The organism is Amycolatopsis thailandensis (assembly GCF_002234405.1).
GTDB lineage: Bacteria > Actinomycetota > Actinomycetes > Mycobacteriales > Pseudonocardiaceae > Amycolatopsis > Amycolatopsis thailandensis.
Genome location: NZ_NMQT01000019.1, coordinates 20,091 through 41,916 on the forward strand (window position 1 = coordinate 20,091; position 21,826 = coordinate 41,916).

16 protein-coding genes are annotated in these 21,826 nt (G+C 69.1%); 9 read left to right on the forward strand and 7 right to left on the reverse strand.

Annotation, left to right across the window (positions count from 1 at the left end):
• Nucleotides 1–353 precede the first annotated feature (353 nt).
• The 4 genes from CFP71_RS06025 to ald form a co-directional block, all read right to left on the reverse strand.
• Nucleotides 354–4,076, reverse strand: coding sequence for an ABC transporter ATP-binding protein (locus CFP71_RS06025; RefSeq protein ID WP_425266601.1), 3,723 nt, complete (start codon nt 4,074–4,076; stop codon nt 354–356).
• 404 nt (nt 4,077–4,480) lie between these two features.
• The gene (locus CFP71_RS06030; protein WP_093932841.1) at nt 4,481–5,365 is read right to left on the reverse strand and encodes an ABC-2 transporter permease; all 885 of its coding nucleotides are present in this window, start codon (nt 5,363–5,365) and stop codon (nt 4,481–4,483) included.
• Complete coding sequence (locus CFP71_RS06035; protein WP_093932842.1) at nt 5,365–6,558, reverse strand: ABC transporter ATP-binding protein; 1,194 nt, start codon at nt 6,556–6,558, stop codon at nt 5,365–5,367. The genes CFP71_RS06030 and CFP71_RS06035 overlap by 1 nt, the downstream gene beginning before the upstream one ends.
• Nucleotides 6,559–7,261: 703 nt before the next feature.
• The gene (gene ald / locus CFP71_RS06040; protein WP_093932843.1) at nt 7,262–8,377 is read right to left on the reverse strand and encodes an alanine dehydrogenase; all 1,116 of its coding nucleotides are present in this window, start codon (nt 8,375–8,377) and stop codon (nt 7,262–7,264) included.
• A 163-nt stretch (nt 8,378–8,540) separates the two neighbouring features.
• On the opposite strand from ald, the gene CFP71_RS06045 reads away from it, so the two are divergent.
• From CFP71_RS06045 to CFP71_RS06055, 3 genes are all read left to right on the forward strand, one after another.
• Nucleotides 8,541–9,482 carry a zinc-binding dehydrogenase gene (locus CFP71_RS06045; protein ID WP_093932844.1) on the forward strand — a complete coding sequence of 314 codons (942 nt, stop codon included), beginning with the start codon at nt 8,541–8,543 and terminating at the stop codon, nt 9,480–9,482.
• Nucleotides 9,482–9,901 (forward strand): pyridoxamine 5'-phosphate oxidase family protein, encoded by a 420-nt coding sequence (locus CFP71_RS06050; protein ID WP_093932845.1) that lies wholly within the window; start codon nt 9,482–9,484, stop codon nt 9,899–9,901. Before CFP71_RS06045 ends, CFP71_RS06050 begins: the two co-directional genes overlap by 1 nt.
• Before the next feature lie 117 nt (nt 9,902–10,018).
• Nucleotides 10,019–10,246: a hypothetical protein gene (locus tag CFP71_RS06055; protein WP_005150660.1), complete on the forward strand. Its 228-nt coding sequence runs from the start codon at nt 10,019–10,021 to the stop codon at nt 10,244–10,246.
• Nucleotides 10,247–10,374: 128 nt separating this feature from the next.
• Here the strand turns inward: CFP71_RS06055 and CFP71_RS06060 are convergent, their stop codons facing one another.
• Nucleotides 10,375–11,928 (reverse strand): PucR family transcriptional regulator, encoded by a 1,554-nt coding sequence (locus CFP71_RS06060; RefSeq protein ID WP_093932846.1) that lies wholly within the window; start codon nt 11,926–11,928, stop codon nt 10,375–10,377.
• A 313-nt stretch (nt 11,929–12,241) separates the two neighbouring features.
• On the opposite strand from CFP71_RS06060, the gene CFP71_RS06065 reads away from it, so the two are divergent.
• Both CFP71_RS06065 and metX read left to right on the forward strand, forming a co-directional pair.
• A complete protein-coding gene (locus tag CFP71_RS06065) occupies nt 12,242–13,543 on the forward strand; it encodes a bifunctional o-acetylhomoserine/o-acetylserine sulfhydrylase (RefSeq protein ID WP_093932847.1) in 1,302 nt (433 codons plus the stop codon).
• Nucleotides 13,540–14,661: a homoserine O-acetyltransferase MetX gene (metX, locus tag CFP71_RS06070; protein ID WP_093932848.1), complete on the forward strand. Its 1,122-nt coding sequence runs from the start codon at nt 13,540–13,542 to the stop codon at nt 14,659–14,661. Before CFP71_RS06065 ends, metX begins: the two co-directional genes overlap by 4 nt.
• 98 nt (nt 14,662–14,759) lie before the next feature.
• Here the strand turns inward: metX and CFP71_RS06075 are convergent, their stop codons facing one another.
• Together CFP71_RS06075 and CFP71_RS06080 are read right to left on the reverse strand one after the other, a co-directional pair.
• Complete coding sequence (locus CFP71_RS06075; protein WP_005150645.1) at nt 14,760–15,257, reverse strand: hypothetical protein; 498 nt, start codon at nt 15,255–15,257, stop codon at nt 14,760–14,762.
• 57 nt (nt 15,258–15,314) lie between these two features.
• On the reverse strand, nt 15,315–15,905 hold the full coding sequence (locus CFP71_RS06080) for an SACE_7040 family transcriptional regulator (RefSeq protein WP_167406015.1): 591 nt from the start codon (nt 15,903–15,905) through the stop codon (nt 15,315–15,317).
• 151 nt (nt 15,906–16,056) lie between these two features.
• On the opposite strand from CFP71_RS06080, the gene CFP71_RS06085 reads away from it, so the two are divergent.
• The 4 genes from CFP71_RS06085 (at nt 16,057) to CFP71_RS06100 (ending at nt 21,772) form a co-directional block, all read left to right on the forward strand.
• A complete protein-coding gene (locus CFP71_RS06085) occupies nt 16,057–16,866 on the forward strand; it encodes an SGNH/GDSL hydrolase family protein (RefSeq protein WP_093932854.1) in 810 nt (269 codons plus the stop codon).
• Nucleotides 16,867–17,019: 153 nt separating this feature from the next.
• On the forward strand, nt 17,020–18,633 hold the full coding sequence (locus tag CFP71_RS06090) for a carboxyl transferase domain-containing protein (RefSeq protein WP_093932849.1): 1,614 nt from the start codon (nt 17,020–17,022) through the stop codon (nt 18,631–18,633).
• Between the two features lie 2 nt (nt 18,634–18,635).
• Nucleotides 18,636–20,621, forward strand: a complete 1,986-nt coding sequence (locus tag CFP71_RS06095) for an ATP-binding protein (protein WP_093932850.1) — start codon at nt 18,636–18,638, stop codon at nt 20,619–20,621.
• Nucleotides 20,618–21,772 carry an acyl-CoA dehydrogenase family protein gene (locus CFP71_RS06100; protein WP_093932851.1) on the forward strand — a complete coding sequence of 385 codons (1,155 nt, stop codon included), beginning with the start codon at nt 20,618–20,620 and terminating at the stop codon, nt 21,770–21,772. Before CFP71_RS06095 ends, CFP71_RS06100 begins: the two co-directional genes overlap by 4 nt.
• Nucleotides 21,773–21,826 lie beyond the last annotated feature (54 nt).

The window sequence follows — 21,826 nt, forward strand, 5'->3', positions numbered from 1 at the left end:
CGGTGACGTGTCCGTGTCCGGGTGGATCAGTGGCCCTGGGACATCCGCACCAGGACGCGGCCGGGGGCGTGGGTCTCGGCGGCGATGTAGCCGCTCACGACCGTGCGACCCGGTGCTGTCCGGCGCCCAGTGTCGCGAAAGTGGCTTTCACAACGTTGAAGGTTGCGAAAGTGGCTTTCGCAACGCTCTCCTGCTGGAGGTCATGCCCGGCGGAAGGTGATGGCCTGCACCGGGCCGTGAAGGCCTCCTTTCCTACCCTGAAAGTAGGGAAGGAGGCCTTCACGGACTTCGCCATCCGACCTGACGCTCCTTGGCTTTCGGCCCGGTAACCCGAATGGCAACCGCGACCGACGTCAGCCCAAGGACCACAGGCGCGCGTAGTGGCCCCCGGCGGCCACCAGGTCTTCGTGGGTGCCCTGCTCGATGATCCGGCCGTGGTCCAGCACCACGATCCGGTCCGCCTTGGCGGCGGTGGCGAGCCGGTGCGCGACCACGAAAGTCGTGCGGCGCCGCGCGAGTTGTTCCGTCGCGCGCAGGACGGCGGCTTCGGTGGACGGGTCCAGTGCCGCTGTCGCCTCGTCGAGCAGGAGGACGTCCGGGTCCACGAGTTCGGCGCGGGCGAGGGCGACGAGTTGCCGCTGCCCGGCCGAAAGCGACCGTCCGCGTTCACCGACAGGCTGATGGAAACCGGCGGGGAGCGCGGCGACACCGTCGAGCGCGCCGACGGACCGGACCGCCTCTTCGACTTCCGCGTCCGTCGCGGAAGGCCTGCCATAGCGCACATTGTCCGCGACGGTCCCCGAGAACAGATGCGCTTCCTGTGGTACCACGCCCATCCGTGTGCGCAGGGCGGCCAGGTCGTATTCGCGGATGTCGGTTCCGTCGATCCGGACCACACCGCCCGTCGCGTCGTAGAAACGCGCGACGAGCTTCACCGCCGTCGATTTCCCGGCGCCCGTCGCGCCGACCAGCGCGACGGTCTCCCCGGGCGCGACGTCCAGGGAAAGCTGGGTCAGGGCGGGCTCGTCCGTTGCGGTGTAAGCGAAATCGACGTCCTTGAAGGAGACTTCGCCTCGCAGTCGCTCCGGGACCGCGACCGGTTTCTCCGCCTCCGGAACGGAAGTCGGCGTGCGCAGGAGGTCGCCGATCCGCGTCAGGCCGACCCGCGCCTGCTGATATCCGTCGAACACCGAGGACAGTTGCTGGATCGGCGAGAAGAACTGACCCAGGTACAACAGGAACGCCACCAGCACACCGGCGGACAGGGTGCCCGCCGCGACGCGGTTCGCGCCGACGATCAGCACGACGACCTCGGCGAGTCCGGAAAGCATCGCGGCGAAAGGGAAGTACGTCGCGACCAGACGCTGGGCGCGAAGCCGTGAACGCCGGTATTCATCGCTGCGGGACGCGAACTTCTCCGCCGTGCGCTCTTCGCGCGTATACGCCTGCGCGACCCGCAGCCCGTTCACGTTCTCCTGCATGTCCGCGTTGACGACGCTGACCCGTTCCCGGGCTTCGGTGTACGCCTTGGACGAAGCCCGGCGGAAGATCACCGTCGCCACGACGAGGATCGGCAGCACCGCGAGCGCGTACGCCGCCAGCCCGATATCGGTGATCATCAAGGCCGCCGCGATCCCAACCAAGGTCAGCGCGCTCACCACAGCCTGTGCGACACCGGTCTGCAGGAACGTCGAGAGCGCGTCGACGTCGGTCGTCATCCGGGTCATGATCTTCCCGGACAGTTCGCGTTCGTAGAAGTCGAGCCCGAGCCGTTGCAGATGCGCGTAACTGCGTACGCGCAGCGAATACAGCACCGTCTCGCCGACCCGCGCCGTCATCTTGGTCTGGAGGTACACCACCAGCCAGTCCGCGAGGATCACCAGCGCGCCGATCCCGGCGGCCAGCCAGATGACCGCCTCCGCGCCGGCGCGCACGCCGTTGTCGATGCCGTGCTGATACAGCGCGGGCATCGCGATGGTGGCCAGCGCGTCCGCCGCGACCAGGCCGATCACCACGGCGAGCGGGCCACGCACCGGCTTCAGCAGGCGGCCGAGGCGGAACTTCGGTTCGGGCGCGGTGACGTCGGTGCCCGGCAGGCGCGGGACGTCCGTGGCGGGCGGCAGTTTCCGGACGCCATCGATGAGTTCCTCGCTCGGCGGCAGGTTGACGTCCCACTCGCCGCCGGTGCCCTTTCGCTCGCCCGCCAGTTCGTCGGCCTTGTCCTGCTCCGGCCACAGGGCGGGCGTGATGCCCGCGGGACCACAATCGAGGCCCTCACAGCGATGCGGTTCCTCGACGTCGTCACCCGGTCCCGCGACGAGTTCGCGGAACAGCGCGCAGCGCGCCAGCAGTTCCTCTTCGGTGCCGACGTCGACGACGCGGCCCTTGTCCAACACGGCGATCCGGTCGGCGAGGGCGAGGGTGGAGCGCCGGTGCGCGATCAGCAGGGTCGTCCGGCTCGCGGTGACCGAGCGCAGCGTGTCGTGGATCGCGGCCTCGGTGACCGTGTCGATGGCGGACGTCGCGTCGTCCAGGACCAGCACGCGAGGATCCGTCATCAATGCCCTGGCCAGGCCGAGCCGCTGACGCTGCCCGCCCGACAACGTGAGGCCGCGCTCGCCGACGAGCGTGTCGTAGCCCTCGGGGAGCCGCTGGATGAACTCGTCCGCCTCCGCCGCCCGCGCGGCCGCGCGGATCTCCTCGTCGCTCGCGTCCGGCCTACCGTAGGCGATGTTGTCGCGCACCGACGAGGAGAAGAGGAACGCCTCCTCGAAGACCACGCCGATCGCGCCGCGCAGGTCGTGCTGCCGGACGTCGCGGACGTCGAGTTCGCCGACCTGGACCGAACCGTCGTGGACGTCGTAGAACCGGGGCAGCAGCAAGGAGATCGTCGACTTGCCCGAACCGGCCGTGCCGACCAGCGCGAGCGTTTCGCCTGGCCTGGCCTCCAGGGTGAGACCGTCGAGCACCGGATCCGACCGCGTGTAGCCGAAGGAGACGTCCTCCAGCCGGACGCCGAGCGGTCCTTCGGGCAGCGATCGCGCGTCCGGGCTGTCGACGACGTCCGGCTGCGCGTCGATCAGCTCGTTGACCCGTTCCGCGCCCGCCCTGGTCAGCTGCGCCTGGACGACGAGGCTCGAGATCATCCTCGCCGGGCCGATCAGGATGGAGAGATAGGTCGCGAAGGCCAGGAAGGTGCCGAGGCTGACTTCCCCCTTCAGCGCCAGGACACCGCCGACCGCCAGCACCGCGACCTGACCGGCCGCGGGCAGCGCCGCCGTCGTGGCCGTGGGCAAAGCGGACAGCCTCGCCGCGCGCATGCGTTCGGCGAAAAGCTTCTTCGCCGTCTTCTCCAGCTTCGCGACTTCGCGCGCCTCCTGGCCGAAGCCCTTCACGACGCGTACGCCGGTGACGGTCTCCTCGACCTGCTGCGCGACGTCGGCCGCGCGCTGCTGCGCGGCCCATGTCGCGGGGAAGAGCCGCTTCCGGCTCACCGCCATGATGATCGCGATCGCCGGGGCCACCACCATCGCGATCAGGGTCAGCGTCGGCGACATCCACAGCATCGCGCCGAGTGACAGCAGCGCGAAGATCACCGAACCGGCCGAGAGCGGCACCTGCATCAGGACCGAGGTGACCAGCTGGAGGTCCGAGATCGCGCGGGAGGCGACCTGCCCGGTGCGCAGCGCGTCCTGCTTTCCGCCGTCGAGCCGGGAGACCGCGTTGAACACCTGGCGGCGCAGATCGTGCTGGACGTCGAGGGCCAGCCGCCCGCCGACGTACCGGCGGGCGAAGGCGTTGCCGAAGGTCAGCACTTGCAGCACCGCCATCACGGCGGCGAGCAGGCCGAGGTTCGAGGTGTCGCCCGCGACCGCGCTGTCGAGCGCTTCCCGGATCAGCAGCGGACCGGCGGCCTGCAACCCGACGCCGATGATCGCCGCGCCCAGCGACAGCACGACCAGCCACGGGTGTTTCCAGCACGAAGCGGCCAGGCGGCGGATCCAGCCTCCGGCGGGTGCGGGGGTGGTCTCACGAGCCGGACTGGCTTGACGCGGACGAGGTGGAGCAGTAGTCACCCCGCCAGCCTAGGCCGCTCCACCGACATGATCGGCCGGTTCGCGCAGGGCCGAACGCCATGAAAGGTCCTTTCCCTGCAAATTTCGCAAGGAAAGGACCTTTCATGGCGTGTGTGAGAGGTGACCCACGTCGGATGGGAAGGTGACCCACGTCCGGCCGGGGCAAGGTTCGCCTTCGCCGAACTCGTCGTGCCACACGTCGCCGCCACCGAACGGTCTCCCCAAGGGCGCCCCGCGCCCGACGGAGACTTCACCCGTCGCGCGCCCTCTTTCGGGCCGAAGGCCCACGGAAACGTGATGAAGGGGCGCCTCCACGCCCAACCTGCAGGTTGAAGCGGGTCGACGCCCCTTCGGCACGTTTACGTCAGCGCGCGATCAAACAACCACAGTCAGCGCGCGATCAATTAAGTAATGTCCTTCTTCTGGTTCACGGCCCAGCCGGCGAGGAAGAAGATCATCGTCCAGCCGAAGAAGATGAGCGCCGAGGCCCACCACGAGAACGCGCCGGGCGCACCCGCCGCGTACTGCAGCGCCCACGCCGTCTCGTCCTGGAGAGCGGGCACCTTCACGCCGGCGGCGCCGAACGCCTCCGCGCCGATGGCGCCCACGATGCCGTTGACCGTGCCGTTCGGCAGGACCCCGCCCAGCCACGTGATGTCCGCGGCGCCGAACATGACGAACACCAGGACGTTCTCGACGACGAGCATCCAGATGGTCAGCGTGATGATGCTGCCGACCACGCTGCGCCAGACCGCGCCGACGCCGATGCCGAACAAGGTCGCCAGGATCGTCGCGAGAACACCCGCGCCCAGCACGCCCAGCCACTGGCCCGCCGACGGCAGCCGCTGGCTGTCGACCGTGATCACGGTGCCGAGGCTCGCCGCGGCCACGATGATCACACCGTAGATCGCGCCCCACGCGATGTAGGTGATCATCTTCGCGCTCAACGCCGAAACCCGGTTCGGGGCGGTGAGGAACGTCGTGGTGATCGTCTTCTTCGTGTACTCGCCGGCGAGGGCGAAGACGCCGAAGATGATCGGGATCATCGTGCCGATGTTGATGCCGTGCCCCAGCGCGAGCAGGCCGACGGGCAGTTCACCGGTCGAGATGCCCAGCGCCTCGGTCAGCTCACGCGTGTCCGAGCGGCCGAGGAAGTCACTGAAGTCGTTCGTGACCATGCCCCAGAACAGGGCGAACGCGAACGCGAAGACCACCGCGGGGATCATCAGCGCCCACCATGCTTTGAGGGTGAGCGTCTTGCGGAACTCCGCCTTGATCAGGTTGCCCATCAGCCCTGGCCTCCCCAGCCCTCGTTCTGGCCCTGCTGCGGCGCCTGCTGCTGAGGCGGCGCCTGCTGGTACTGCTGCTGTTGCTGCGGGGGCTGGCCCTGCTGCTGGTACTGCTGCGGCGGCGCGAAACCGGGCGGCGGGGTGTTCGGCGGCGCGAATCCGGGCGGCGTCTGCGGCGCGTAGCCGGGAGGCGGCGCCTGATATCCGGGCGGCGGGCCCTGATGACCCGGGGGCGGACCCTGGTAGCCCGGCGGCGGGCCCTGCTGCTGGAAACCGGGCTGCGGCGCGGAGTACTGACCCTGCGTCAGCTGGAAGAACATCCGCTCCAGATCCGCGGTCTCCTCCTGCATGCCGTAGACCGCGATGCTCGCCTTCGCCGAGATGTCACCGATCTGCTGCACCGTCGCACCGGCGACCGCGACCCGGCCGTCCGGCATCGGCGAGACCTGCGTGATGCCCGCTTCCTGCAACGCGGAGACGAGACCGCTCGCGTCCGCCGACTGCACCAGCACCCGCGACTGGTTGCTCTTGCGCAACTGATCCAGCGAGCCGTTGTACCGCGTCATGCCCTGGCTGATGATCACGACCTGGTCGATCGTCTGCTCCACCTCGTTCAGAAGGTGGCTCGAGACCAGCACCGTGCGCCCCTCACGCGCGTACGCGCGCAGGAAGTTCCGAAGCCACAGGATGCCTTCGGGGTCGAGCCCGTTCGTCGGCTCGTCCAGCACCAGCACCTGCGGATTCCCCAGCAACGCCGTCGCCAGCGCCAGCCGCTGCCGCATACCGAGCGAGAACCCGCCCGCCTTGCGGTCCGCCGCCGACGAAAGGCCCACCAGGCCCAGCACCTCGTCCACCCGCTGATCCGGCATCCCGATCGCCGCCGAGTACACGCGCAGGTGATTCCGCGCCGTCCGCCCCGGGTGGAAGCCCTCGTTCTCCAGCACCGAACCGACGACCCGGGCCGGATTCCCCAGCTGGTCGTGCGGGCGCCCGTTGATGGTCGCCGTGCCGTTCGTGGGCGTCACCAGCCCGAGCAGCATCCGGAGCGTCGTGGTCTTCCCGGCCCCGTTGGGCCCCAGGAAGCCGGTCACCGAACCAGGCTCCACCGTGAAGCTCAGATTCTGGACCGCGTTGACCGCACCGAACTGCTTGCTCAGATTCTGCACCGCGATGCGGCCACTGCCGTCGTGCATACCGTCCCCTTTTGTTGACGAAGGCCGATCACGCGACATCCTGCCTCACCGGGTGAGTCCGCACCCGCGGAAGGGGTCAATCCGCCGAAAGCGACCTTCGTCACGTTCGATGCTGTGACGATGCCATCCCTCAGCGCACCCGACACTGGACCGAATGGCCTCTGACTACCGGATATGCGTCGTAAAGCGCGGAAAATCACCGACTGTGGAGAGGGTCTGTGAAGAAGTAATTCGGAAGACATGGCAACCCCATGCAGCGCGGCGGCGACTTATTACCTACGATGTAGGAGGCGGCCCGCTCCCAATGACCCCCAGGTTGGTTGAGCGGGCCGCCCTCAGCCCCGTAGCCCCGCCTTGGTTGATGCTGACGCATCTGCCCCGAGGCGGGGCTTCGTCGTATCACCCGGGGGGCCGAGCCCCCCGGACCCCCACGGTGCGTGAAGCTGCGGTTCGCGAGTGGTTCCGGCCTCGGGCGCGGGGCGCCCTCGCCTGGAGAGGATCCGGCTCAGCGGGAGTAAAGGTCCCTGGCTTCGGTTGAGTACATGAAGGCCCCCTTCCTGTGGCTAGGCGCAAGGAAGGGGGCCTTCATGTACTTGGGAGCGAGGGACCTTTGCTCACTGGGGCGGCAAAGGTCCCTCGCGTAGGAAAGTGGCTTGCGGGGTGGAGCGGGCGAAGCGGGTGTGTAAGGAGAGTGGCGTGGGGGTCAGGCGAGGACGGAGGCCAGGTCGGTGGCGGGCAGGCCGTGCGCCGCGGCGACGGGGGCGTTGGTCAGGGCACCCGCGTGGGTGTTGAGGCCCTTCGCCAGCGAAGCGTCCGCCTGCAGCGCCTTCTGCCAGCCGTGGTCCGCCAGCTGGACGGCGTACGGCAGCGTCACGTTGGTCAGCCCGTAGGTCGACGTCCGCGGCACCGCGCCCGGCATGTTCGCGACGCAGTAGAACACCGACTCGTGAACCTGGTAGGTCGGCTCGTCGTGCGTGGTCGGCCGCGAGTCCGCGAAGCAACCGCCCTGGTCGATCGCGATGTCCACCAGCACGCTGCCCGGACGCATCCGCGAGACGAGGTCGTTCGAGACCAGCTTCGGCGCCTTCGCACCGGGCACGAGCACCGCGCCGATGACCATGTCGGCCTCCAGCACGGACTGCTCGACCGACAGCGCGTTCGAGGTCACCGTGCGGATGCGGCCGCCGAAGTCGTTGTCGATCTGACGGAGCCTGTCGACGTTGGTGTCGAGGATCTCGACATCCGAGCCGAGGCCCAGCGCGACCCGCGCCGCGTTGAGGCCGGCCACACCGCCGCCGATCACGACCACGCGCGCCGGGTGGACACCGGGGATTCCGCCGGGCAGCACGCCGCGGCCACCGCTCGGCTTCATCAGGGAGTACGCGCCCACCTGCGGCGCCAGCCGCCCGGCGACCTCGGACATCGGCGCCAGCAGCGGCAGCGCGCGGTTCGGGGTCTGCACCGTCTCGTACGCGATCGCGGTGGTGCCCGCGGCCAGCAGCGCGTCGGTCAGCGGGCGGTCCGCGGCGATGTGCAGGTAGGTGAACAGCACCTGGTCGGCGCGCAGCCGCGGGTACTCCTCGGCGATCGGCTCCTTGACCTTCAGCACGAGCTCGCCCTCGGACCAGGTCTCCTCGGCGGTCGCCAGGATCTTCGCGCCCGCGGCGACGTACTCGTCGTCGGTGATGGACGAGCCGAGGCCGGCGCCGGTCTCGACGAAGACGTCGTGGCCGCGCCCGGTCAGTTCGTGCACGCCCGCCGGGGTGAGCGCCACGCGGTACTCGTGCCTCTTGATTTCACGGGGGACGGCGATACGCACGGAATGCCTCCTGGCGGCGGGTCTACGACAAGTGCTGCCACTCACGGTGATGTACCCGGACGGCGGTGTCATCGTGTGCCGGGGACAAGATTGAGAGCCGATCATGGTTTTCTCGGCACAATCGCTTGACCTCCAGTCGACTGGAGCTTGCACCTTGGGTGACATGAGAGCGGTGTGGTTGAAAGAGTTCGGCGGACCCGAAGTGCTCGTCGCGGGCGAGGCGCCCGATCCGGTGCCCGGGCCGGGGCAGGTCCTGGTCGAGGTGGCGTTCGCCAACATCACGTTCGTCGAGACGCAGTTCCGCGCCGGCGGGGGCGGGCCGTTCCGTGCCGAACCGCCGCTGATCCCCGGCAACGGCGTCGGTGGCGTGATCAGCGCGGTCGGCGAGGGGACCGACCTCGGCCTGGTCGGGAAGCGAGTCGTGACCTCGACCGGCGGCTCCGGGGCATACGCGGAACGGGTCGCTGTCGCCGCGGAGGCCGTCTTCGAGGTGCCGGACGGCCTGGCGCTCGACGCGGCGGTGGCGATCCTCGCCGACGGCCGCACGGCGACGGCGCTGGTGACGGCGGCGGGTATCCGGCCGGGGGAACGCGTGCTGGTCGAGGCCGCGGCCGGCGGGGTCGGCGGGCTGATCGTCCAGCTCGCCAAGGCCGCGGGCGCCGAGGTCGTCGGCGCGGCGGGTGGTCCGGCGAAGGTCGAGCACGTCCGGGAGCGCGGCGCCGATCTGGCGGTCGACTACCGCGAGCCGGACTGGGCGGCGAAGGCAGGCGAGGTCGACGTCGTGTTCGACGGGGTCGGCGGCGAAATCGGCACGACGTCCTTCGGGCTACTCAGGCTCGGCGGCCGGATGCTGATCTACGGCCTGTCGAGTGGTTCGTGGACGGAGGTGTCCGAAGAGGACGCCGCCGCGCGCGGGGTCACGGTGATCCGGGACCTCGGCGGTCCGGCCGAGATGCGCGCGTTCACCGAGTCCGCGCTCGCCGAAGCCGCCGCCGGACGGCTGGAACCCGTGATCGGCCAACGGTTCCCGCTCGCCAGGGCGGCGGACGCGCACGCGGTCATGCAGTCGCGCGGCGCGATCGGCAAGACGGTGCTCGAGATCTGATGTTCGACGTCGACGAATTCCTCGCCGGTCCGCTCACGGCCAGGGTCGCCACGACCGGGCCGACCGTGCGCCCGACCTGGTACCTCTGGGAGGACCGGGCCTTCTGGATCCTCACCGGACCGTGGGCGAAGCTGGCCGGTCTCGTCCGTGAGTCACCGGCGATCGCGGTGACGGTCGACGTCTGCGACGTCGGCACCGGGACGGTGCGGCAGGTGCTCGCGCGCGGCGAGGCGGAGGTGCTGCCGTTCGACGTCCCACGTGGACGGCGGCTGCTGAGCCGCTATCTCGGGTCCGACGAGGACAAATGGGATGCGCGTTTTCTTTCTTACCTGCACGATGATCCCGAGGTCGCGGGAACGGTCTGGCTCCGGATGGTGCCGAAGCGATTCGTCGCCGAAGACCTCGGTTATCGGGTATGACGCACGGCCGCGTTCGCGGGGGGTGGGCGCGGCCGTGCAACCTGCGGATCGGTAAATGCAGCACGATCGAGTCAAGATGTTGATCTTACTGGCCGGTAAGCTGCCATTCTGTTCCGCATGACAAATCAGGACTGGCGGCGGGAGCGGCGTGTCCGCACCGTCGACACCGAAGGCAATCCGGCCGATGTCGTCGTTGGCCTGGTCGAAACCCCCGGGCACGGCTACGAAGCCGCGTTGCGGGTCGACGGTGGCCCCGGTGTGCTTTTGCCGCTTTACCCCGGTGCCGATCTGCTCGCCGCGGTACGGCAGACCATTGAGGACGGATATCGCGCCAGCGCGCACTAATCTGTCGGATGTCAGGAAAGGGTCTTTCAAGACGTTTTTCGTCCTGAAAGACCCTTTCCTGACGTCTGCGCGCAGTTTCATCGCACTACAAAGTGTTCGTCTTTGAACAGTTTCTCGTGGAATGCCGGTCAGCTCCAGCGCAGGGAAACGAGTTGCGTGATCAAAGCCAGCCGGACGTCGGGATCGTCGAGATCGAGCGGGACGAGGTCGAGCAGCCGCCGCATGCGATATCTCAAGGTGTTGGGATGGATGCGAAGTTCTTTCGCGGCCGCGCGCGGGTCGCCGGGATGCCTCAGCCACTGGTAGAGCGTGTCGACGTAGCCGCTCTCGTGGGCTTCGTCGTGCGCGCGCAGCAAGCCGAGCGGACCCAGCTCGGCCACCTTCGCCGTGCTGGCCGCCGCCGCTCCGCGGTGCAGCGAAAGCGCCGTCCACGCCTCGTCGAAGACCACGACGCGGCCCGGCACGAGCTTCGCGCGTAGCAGGCTCAGTGCCTCGTCGGCTTGGGCGCGCGACGTCGCGAGCTCGCCGATCTCGCAGGCGGAACCCGCGGCCGCCCGCGGTGTCCCGCCCTTCCTCGACGACGGCAGGGCTTCGAGCGCGGCGCGGAGTTCGCCCCAGCCGTCGCCGTCCGGGACGACGGCGTAGAGCACGCCGCCGAGTTCGGTGGCCACCGGTCGCCTGCCGACGCCCTGCGAGATCCTTTCGAGGAGAGCGAGCCGCAGCCCCTCGTCGTCGCGGCCGTCACCGCCGGAGACCTCGATGACGACGACGCGGTGCGGCTCCTCGGACAGGTCCAGTTCCGCGATCGCCTTGCGCGGGCTGGCTTTCCCTTCGAGCACGGCGCGCAGGAGCTCGGCCGAGACCCGGCGCTGGGAATCGGTGTGCGCGCGGCGGCGCAGCAGATGCAGCGCGACGACGGGCGCCGCGTCGGCGAACGCGGCCGCGCGTTCGTCGGAGACCGGGCCCGCGACGACCGCCCACATCGACCCCAGCAGCTCACCGCCCATCCGGATCGGCACGATGAGCCGGGGCAGCGTGCCGTCGCGTTGCGCGGGCACGAAGATCGTTTGCCGCCCACGGGAAAGCTCGCGGAACACCCCTCGCGACCGGAACCGCGCGAGGACGTCGTCGGGAATCCGGCGGCCCATGATCGTGGACACGCGGGCCGAGTCGGTCAGGTCCTGCCGGGCCGAGTAGGCGAGCACCCGCGAGTTGGTGTCCTCGATGGTGACCGGCGCGTCGACCACCGAAGCGACCGCGTCCGCGAGCCGGAACAGGTCGCCGGAACCGGGGCCGCCGCCGTCCTCCAGCGCGTCCGACTCGTCGGCCAGCGCGTCGAGGACCGTCCTGAGCAGCCAGACCAGCTGGGCCCACGACGTCGCCGAGCGCACCTCGATCAACGCGATGTCCGCCGATTTCGCCGCCCGTTTCACCGACGGTTTCGCCGCGAGCGGCGGCTTCAGCAGGACGGCGGCGGCGCCTTTGGCCGCACTGTGCTTCACGAGCTCCGCGGCTTCGGGCGTTTCGGTGATCGCGACGCCGAGGACGAGGTCGCCCGCGGCGAGCGTGTTGCCGGGTTCGGCGATGACGACGTCACCGACGGCGGGGGACTCCTCGGGGACCTGGAGGGCGTGCAGCAGCGTCGGGCCGACCCTGTCGACGACGCTGCGTACGGAGACCATGGTGCGATTGTCCAGCAGGTGGGAGCCGGGCACACGTCAGACCTGGTTCACGCCGACCCTGCCCGTGAGCCGCGGGTTGCCGTCGGCCATCCGGGGAGCGGACACTCCGATCCCACCCTGTCCATGACAGATACAAAGGGAGCCGGTGGGTCGAGGTCGCTTCCCCCGATCGTGTGACGGGCACGCCCGGAGAGGCAGCCGTTCGCCCTTTCGGAACGGAATCCCACGTCCTGAGAGCGGTTGGGTGCTCCGTTCGGCGGAGCTAGCTTCGGTGGCAACAGCCGAAACCCCTTGAACCGCTAGGAGAATCGCGATGAGCGCGGACGGATGGTCGTTCGAGACCAAGCAGATCCACGCGGGTGCGGCGCCCGACACCGCCACCGGCGCGCGGGCGACCCCGATCTACCAGACCACCTCGTACGTGTTCCGCGACAGCCAGCACGGCGCCGACCTCTTCAGCCTCGCCGAGCCGGGCAACATCTACACGCGGATCAACAACCCCACGCAGGACGTGCTGGAGCAGCGGCTCGCCGCGCTCGAGGGCGGTGTCGCGGCGCTGGCGTTCGCCTCCGGGACCGCGGCGACGACGGCCGCCATCCTCAACATCGCGAACTCGGGTGACCACTTCGTCTCCAGCCCGTCGCTCTACGGCGGCACCTACAACCTTTTCCACTACACGCTGCCGAAACTCGGCATCGAGGTCTCGTTCGTCGACGACCAGGACGACATCGAGCAGTGGAAGGCCGCGGTCCGGCCCAACACCAAGCTGTTCTTCGCCGAGACGCTGGCCAACCCGGGCAGCAACGTCCTCGACATCCGCAAGGTCGCCGACGCCGCGCACGAGGCCGGTGTCCCGCTGATCGTGGACAACACCGTGCCGACCCCGTACCTCGTCCGGCCGATCGAGCACGGCGCCGACGTCGTGGTCCATTCGGCGACCAAGTACCTCGGCGGGCACGGCACCACGGTCGCCGGGGTGCTGGTCGACGGCGGCACGTTCGACTTCGGCAAGGACCCCGCGCGGTTCCCGGGCTTCAACGAGGCCGACCCGAGCTATCACGGTCTCAAGTACTGGGAGGCGCTCGGGCCGGGCGCGTACGCGGCCAAGGCCCGCGTCCAGATCCTGCGCGACACCGGCGCCGCGATCGCGCCACTGAACAGTTTCCTGATCTTGCAAGGGATCGAGACGCTGTCGCTGCGCCTGGAGCGGCACGTGTCCAACGCGCAGGCACTGGCCGAATGGCTGGAGCAGCGTGACGAGGTCGAGAAGGTGTACTACGCCGGTCTGCCGTCGAGCCCGTACCACGAGGCCGCGAAGAAGTACCTGCCGAAGGGCGCCGGCGCGGTGCTGTCGTTCGACCTGCGGGGCGGTGTCGAAGCCGGACGGGCCTTTGTGGACGGTACGGAACTGCACAGTCAGCTGGTCAACATCGGCGACGTGCGCAGCCTGATCGTGCACCCCGCCTCCACGACGCACAGCCAGCTGACCCCGGAGGAGCAGGCCTCCAGCGGCGTCACGCCGGGTCTCGTACGGCTCGCCGTCGGGCTGGAAGGGATCGAGGACCTCAAGGCCGACCTCGAGGCCGGATTCCGGGCGGCCAAGGCGGCTTTGTGACCCAGGCTCCCGATCTCCCTCCCGCCACCGGTGCGTGGCGGGAGGGAGATCCGCCCGGCAGGCGCCGGTTCGTCACCGGCGTCCAGCCGCTCGAAACCGGGCGCGAGATCCCGTTCACGCTCGCCTACGAGACCTGGGGGACGCTGAATCCCGGCGCCTCCAACGCGATTCTGGTCGAGCACGCCCTCACCGGGGACAGCCATGCCGTCGGGCAGGCGGAGGAGGGACACGTCAGCCCCGGCTGGTGGGACGGTCTGATCGGGCCGGGCAAGGCGATCGACACGGACGCCTTCTTCGTCGTGGTCCCGAATGTGCTCGGCGGCTGCCAGGGTTCGACCGGGCCGTCTTCTCCGCATCCGGACGGAAGTCCTTGGGGCAGCAGGTTTCCCGCCGTGACCGTGCGGGACCAGGTGGCCACCGAGGCCGCCCTCGCGGACGCGCTGGGCATCGGCCGGTGGGCCGCGGTGCTCGGCGGTTCCATGGGCGGGATGCGCGCGCTGGAATGGGCGGTGAGCGAGCCCGACCGGGTCGGCGCACTGCTCGTGCTGGCGTCGACGGCGCAGGCGTCGGCCGACCAGATCGCCTGGGCCGCGCCGCAACTGCACGCCATCCGCTCCGATCCCGGCTGGCACGGCGGCGACTACCACGACGTCCCCGGCGGTGGTCCTCACGCCGGTCTCGGCGTCGCCCGCCGGATCGCGCACGCGACCTATCGCAGCGAAGCCGAGCTGGCACAACGCTTCGGCCGCCGCTACCAGGACGGCGAAGATCCGTTGCACGGTGGCCGGTTCGCCGTCGAGTCCTATTTGGACCATCACGCCGGGAAGCTGTCCCGCCGATTCGACGCCGGCAGCTACGTGGTGCTCACCGAATCGATGAACACCCACGACGTCGGCCGCGGCCGGGGCGGCGTCGCGAACGCGCTCGGCCGGATCACCGCGCGCACGGTCGCCGCCGGGGTGGACAGTGACCGGCTTTACCCGCTGTACCAGTCGCAGGCGATCGCGGACGGGGTCGCGGGGGCCGAGTTCGCCGTCATCGGCTCGCCGTACGGGCACGACTCGTTCCTGATCGAGACCGAGCAGATCGCGCGGCTGGTGAAGCCACTGCTCGCCTAGCTGACTGGAGATCTGACGCGTTTCGTCCTCTGGATGCGGTACTTGCACACGCAACTACCGCATCCAGAGGACGAAACGCGTGGGCCTGCTCGCGACCGTCAGTCCGCCACGGCGTCCGAGATCCAGGGCGCCACGGGCAGGTCCCGGTCCAGGCATTCCGCCGACAGCCGGATCGTCCAGCGCAGCGCCTGCAGCACCAGGCTGTCGACCTCGTCCGGCGCGGCGTTGGCGAGCGCGATCTCGACCTGTTCCTGCGCGGCCTCGCTGTTGCCGTGCACCTCGGCCAGCAGCGTGCGCACGGCCGTCCGCACCGGCGGATCCGCCTGGTCGATCGAGACCTCTTCACCGTCCTCGTCGAACACCTGCACCTTGACCGGCGCACTACCGCCGTCGCCGAGGGTCGACACCATGGCGCTGCATTCGCCGAAGAGCATCATCACGAGCTCTTTGGTCTCTTCGGAGCGGGCCCGGGGCTCGACAGCGGTCGGCGTGAGCTCGTCGAGCGCCTCGGCGTCCTCCCCGAGGCTGATCGCCACGAGCGCACGCTGCGCCTTTTCGACGAGCCTCCGCTCGTACTCGCTCCTGTCCGGCTCCACGTGCCTATCAAACACCAGAGGACCGAAAAGTGGGGATAGGCCGAAACCCGGACGTGGTCACTTCGCGGCGTGCAGTGCACCCAGCGCGAGACGACAGAGCATTTCGGCTAGTTCGCTGTCACCGAGATGGCGGTTGTACGGAGTCGAGTTGATCAACCCGAAGACCGCGTGCGCCGCCGAGCGCGCCTGCCGCTCGCCGATCCCGGGGACGGCGTCGCTGATCGCGCGCACCCAGACCTCGACGTACTGACGCTGCATGGCGCGGACCTGTTTGCGGTCACTGTCGGTGAGGTTGGCGAGGTTGCGCTCTTGGACGGTGATCAACGCGGGATGCGCGAGCGCGAAGTCCACGTGAAAATTCACCAGTGCTTCGAGAACCTCGCCCGGCTCGTCCCGCTGACTCGCCCTGGCCGTCCCGCCGTCGAGCAGATAGCGGCTGATCGAGTTCAGCATCTCGCCGAGAATGGCGTCCTTGCTGCGGAAATGCCGGTACAGCGCCGGGCCGGAGATGCCGACCGCCGCGCCGATGTCGTCGATGCCGACGCCGTGGAAACCATGGTGGGCGAAGAGCTCCGCGGCGGCGGCCATGATCTGTTCGCGCCTGTTCGCCTTCTCGCCGTTCACGAGTGGGGTGGGGTTCGCCGGCATCTGGCCATATTAAGGCCGTGTGTTAGCGAGCGCTAACACACGGCCGTACTTCCAGCCTGAGCCAAGCGGGTTACCTGGGAAAATGACCCTTTTGCGTTGGGCTACCACCTGGTAATGCTGTGACTCGTTAACTTGTCACAAAGGAGTGACCATGTCCGTCCCTGCTCGGATCAAAGCACTTTCCTTCACTCGTTTAGGTGCGGCGCTGGGGGTCGCCGTCCTCGCCACCCTCGGTCTCGCGGGCACCGCCCAGGCGGCGACCAACTACGTGGCGCTCGGTGACTCGTACTCGTCCGGCGTCGGTGCCGGCAGCTACGGGAACTCGGGCGATTGCATGCGCAGTGCCAACTCCTATCCCCAGCTGTGGGCCAACGCCCATGCCGGGACCACCTTCAAGTTCGTCGCGTGCTCGGGGGCGCGCACCGGCGACGTCCTCAACCAGATCGCGAACGTCACCTCCAGCGCCACGCTGGTGACGGTCTCGGTCGGCGGCAACGACGCCGGGTTCGCCGACGTCATGACCACCTGCACCACCGGCAGCGACCAGACCTGCGTCAACCGGGTCAACACCGCGAAGACCTACGTGAACAACACGCTTCCCGGGCTGCTGAACAACGTCTACGCCAAGATCAAGGCGAAGGCGCCCGGCGCGAAGCTGGTTGTCCTCGGGTACCCGCGCTTCTACACGGTGCCGGGTTCGTGCTCGGTCGGGCTGAGCGACACCAAGCGCTCGGCGATCAACTCGGGTTCCGACGCGCTGGCGTCGGTGCTCTCGGCCCGCGCGTCCGCGAACGGCGCGAAGTTCGTCGACGTGCGGAGTGCCTTCACCGGGCACAACATCTGCTCGTCGGCCGACGACTACCTGCACAGTCTCACCTGGCCGATCGTGAACTCGTACCACCCGACGGCCGCAGGCCAGCGCGGTGGCTACTACAACCCGCTGGTCTCCGCGATCGGCTGAGTCCCGCTCCCAAGTACATGAAGGCCCCCTTCCTTGCGCCTAGGTACAGGAAGGGGGCCTTCATGTACTTCCGGGGCGCGGTGGACAAGCGAGGTTAGTGGGCGTTAACCTGACGGCACGAGTTAACGACGGCTAACTTGGCGACGAGGAGCCATGGACACACCCGTACTGAGTACTTCCGCCGACCCCGGCAGCGACGAGTACACCCGCAGCGTCACCTCCCACGCGGAGCTGGTCGAGGACCTGCGCAAGCGCCTCGCCGCCGCCCGGCTCGGGGGCCCGGAGAAGTCCCGGACCCGGCACGTCGAGCGGGGAAAGCTCCTGCCGCGCGACCGGGTCGACACCCTCCTCGACCCGGGTTCGCCCTTTTTGGAGCTGTCCCCGCTGGCCGCCACCGGACTGTACGACGACGAAGCGCCGTCGGCCGGGATCATCACCGGAATCGGGCGGGTCTCGGGCCGCGAATGCGTGATCGTCGCCAACGACGCGACGGTCAAGGGCGGCACGTACTACCCGATGACGGTCAAGAAGCACCTGCGCGCGCAAGAGGTCGCGCTGCACAACAACCTGCCGTGCGTCTACCTGGTGGACTCCGGCGGCGCGTTCCTGCCGAGGCAGGACGAGGTCTTCCCGGATCGTGAACACTTCGGCCGGATCTTCTACAACCAGGCCACGATGTCCGCGCGCGGCATCCCGCAGATCGCCGCGGTGCTCGGCTCCTGCACGGCGGGCGGCGCGTACGTCCCCGCGATGAGCGACGAAGCGGTCATCGTGCGCAATCAGGGCACGATCTTCCTCGGCGGCCCACCACTGGTGAAGGCCGCGACGGGCGAGGTCGTCACGGCCGAGGAGCTGGGCGGCGGCGACGTCCACTCGCGCCAGTCCGGCGTCACCGACCATCTGGCCGAAGACGACGCGGACGCGCTGCGCATCGTTCGCTCGATCGTGTCTACTTTGGGTCCGCGCACGCCGCGCCCGTGGGACGTCCTCCCGACGGAGGCGCCCGTCGCCGATCCGAACGAGCTGTACGGCGTCGTCCCGACCGATCCGCGCGTGCCCTACGACGTCCGCGAGGTCATCGCGCGGATCGTCGACGGCAGCCGGTTCGGCGAGTTCAAGAAGGAGTACGGCTCGACGCTGGTCACCGGGTTCGCCCGGATCCACGGCCACCCCGTCGGCATCGTCGCGAACAACGGCGTGCTGTTCGCCGAGTCCGCGATGAAGGGCGCGCACTTCATCGAGCTGTGCGACAAACGCTCGATCCCGCTGCTGTTCCTGCAGAACATCACCGGCTTCATGGTCGGCCGCGCCTACGAGGCCGGCGGCATCGCCAAGCACGGCGCGAAGATGGTCACCGCGGTGGCCTGCGCCCGCGTGCCGAAGCTGACCGTCGTCATCGGCGGCTCGTTCGGCGCGGGCAACTATTCGATGTGCGGCCGCGCGTACTCGCCGCGCTTCCTGTGGATGTGGCCGAACGCGCGGATTTCGGTGATGGGCGGCGAGCAGGCGGCTTCGGTGCTCTCCACCGTCCGGCGCGACGCCATCGAGGCTCGCGGCGGCGAATGGTCCGCGGAGGACGAAGAGGCCTTCAAGGATCCGATCCGCGATCAGTACGAGGCGCAGGGCAGCCCGTACTACTCGACGGCGCGGCTCTGGGACGACGGCGTGATCGACCCGGCGGACACCCGCACGGTGCTCGGCCTCGCGCTGTCCGCGGCGGCCAACGCGCCTTTGTCCGATGTCAACTACGGCGTCTTCAGGATGTGAGCATGTTCGACACGGTTCTGGTCGCCAACCGCGGTGAGATCGCCGTCCGCGTGATCCGTTCGCTGCGAGGGCTCGGCGTCCGCTCGGTCGCGGTGTACAGCGACGCGGACGCCGACGCGCGGCACGTCCGCGAGGCGCATACGGCTGTCCGCATCGGCCCCGCCGAGGCGGCGAAAAGCTATCTGTCCATCCCGGCGATCGTCCAGGCGGCGCTCGACACGGGCGCGCAAGCGGTCCACCCCGGCTACGGCTTCCTCGCGGAGAACGCGGAATTCGCCCGAGCCTGCGCCGAGGCCGGACTGGTCTTCATCGGCCCGCCGGTCGAGGCGATCGACGCCATGGGCGACAAGATCCGCGCCAAGGCGACGGTGTCCGAGGCGGGCGTCCCGGTGGTACCCGGGGCGTCCGATGTGGACATTCCCGAAGGCGGGTTCGCCGACGCGGCGGAGAAGGTCGGGTTCCCGTTGCTGCTCAAGCCGTCCGCCGGTGGTGGCGGGAAGGGCATGCGGCTGGTCACCGAACTGTCCGAATTGGACGCCGCCGTCGAGTCCGCCCGGCGTGAGGCCAAGGGTTCCTTCGGTGACGACACGCTGCTCATGGAGCGCTTCGTCACGACGCCGCGCCACATCGAGATCCAGGTGCTCGCCGACACCCACGGCAACGTGATCCACCTCGGTGAACGCGAATGCAGCCTGCAACGGCGCCACCAGAAGATCATCGAAGAGGCGCCTTCGGTTCTGCTGGACGAGGTCACGCGCGCCAGGATGGGCGCGTCCGCCGTCGAGGCCGCGCGCTCGGTGGGCTATGTCGGCGCGGGAACGGTCGAGTTCATCGTGTCGGCCAAGGCGCCGGACGAGTTCTTCTTCATGGAGATGAACACCCGCTTGCAGGTCGAGCATCCGGTGACCGAACTGGTGACCGGTCTCGACCTCGTCGAGTGGCAGGTCAAGATCGCCGCGGGCGACGTGCTCACCGTGTCCCAGGACGACGTCCGGCTGGACGGCCACGCCGTCGAGGCCCGCGTCTACGCCGAGGATCCCGCTCGCGGATTCATCCCGACGGGCGGGACCGTGCTCGCGGTCCACGAGCCGTCCGGCGAGGGCGTGCGCGTCGACTCGTGGATGAGCGAGGGCGCGGTCGTCGGCTCGAACTACGACCCGATGCTCGCCAAGGTCATCGCCTGGGGACCGGACCGCGCGGCCGCGCTGCACCGGCTGGATCTGGCCCTCGCCGACACCGCGTTGCTCGGTCTGGGCACGAACGTCGCCTTCCTGCGCGGGCTTCTCGCCGACGACGACGTCCGCGAAGGCAAACTCGACACCGAACTCGTCGACCGCCGACTGTCCACTTTGGTCTCCGAAGAGGTGCCGCCGGAGTTCTTCGTGGCGGCCGCGCTCGACAGGCTGCTTTCCCTGCAGCCGCAGGGATCGGTCATCGATCCGTGGGACGTTCCCGACGGCTGGCGGCTCGGCGCGTCCGGCGGCATCGACTTCGCTTTGAAATCCGGGAGTTCCGAAGCCGTGGTGCGAGTGCAGGGCACCCCGGCGAACGCTCTCGTCAGTGTCGACGGTGCCGAAGCCGTGCGGGTTTCCGCGCGGCGCGAGGGCGATCTGCTGGAAGTCCGGCATCCCACCGGGTTCCACCGCTACCGGCACGCGGCCGGGAGCGGGAAGACCGTGTGGCTCGCGCGTGACGGTCACAGCTTCGCGATCGGCGAGCGCGAAAGACTGCGTTCGGCCGCCGGTGCCGCGGGCGGTGCCGGACCGGTGAGCAGTCCGATGCCCGGGACCGTGCTCGTGGTCAAGGTCGCGGCCGGCGACGTCGTGACCGCCGGGACGCCGCTCGTGGTCGTCGAGGCGATGAAGATGGAGCACACGATCACCGCGCCGATCGACGGCGTGGTCAGTGAACTCCCCGTCCGGGCGGGCCAACAGGTCGCGCTGGACGAAACGGTAGCCGTGGTGACACCCCAAAAGGATGGCCAATGATCGACTTCAGGCTGGATGACGAGTACGACGCGCTGCGCAAGACGGTCGAGGAATTCGCGCGCTCCGAAGTCGCCCCGGTCATCGGCGACCTGTACGAACGGGAGGAGTTCCCGTACGAGATCGTCGCGAAGATGGCCGACATGGGCCTGTTCGGCCTGCCGTTCCCCGAGGAGTACGGCGGCATGGGCGGCGACTACTTCGCGCTGTGCCTGACGCTGGAGGAACTCGCGCGCGTCGACTCCTCGGTCGCGATCACCGTCGAGGCCGGGGTTTCCCTGGGCGCCATGCCGATCTACCGGTTCGGCACCGAGGAACAGAAGGAGAAGTGGCTTCCCGAGCTGTGCGCCGGCACCGCGCTCGGCGCCTTCGGCCTCACCGAACCCGGCGGCGGCTCGGACGCCGGCGCCACCCGCACGCGCGCGAAACTGGACGGCGACACCTGGGTGATCAACGGCAGCAAGTCGTTCATCACCAACTCCGGCACCGATATCACGAAACTGGTCACGGTCACCGCCGTCACCGACGTGAAGGAGAACGGGCGCAAGGAGATCTCGGCGATCATCGTCCCGTCCGGCACCCCGGGCTTCGCCGTCGCGCCGAAGTACTCCAAGGTCGGCTGGAACTGCTCGGACACGCATGAGCTCTCGTTCGACGACGTCCGCGTCCCGGCCGAGAACCTGGTCGGCGAACGCGGCCGCGGTTACGCCCAGTTCCTGTCCATTTTGGACGAGGGCCGGGTCGCGATCGCGGCGCTGAGTGTCGGGCTCGCGCAGGGCTGTGTCGACGAATGCCTGAAGTACGTCAAGGAACGCGAGGCTTTCGGGCACAAGATCGGTGAGTACCAGGCGATCCAGTTCAAGATCGCCGACATGGAGGTGCGCACGCACACCGCACGGCTGGCGTACTACGCGGCGGCGTCGAAGATGCTGCGCGGCGAGCCGTTCAAGAAGGAGGCGTCGATCGCGAAGCTCGTCGCGTCGAACGCCGCCATGGACAACTCGCGCGACGCGACGCAGATCTTCGGCGGGTACGGCTTCATGAACGAGTTCCCGGTGAGCCGTTTCTACCGGGACGCGAAGATCCTGGAGATCGGCGAAGGGACTTCGGAGGTGCAGCGGATGCTGATCTCGCGGCACCTCGGCGTCGCCTGACACCCGCGGACGTGACAAGGGCGCCGGTGCCGCGTCGGTCCAGGTGGTCGTGAG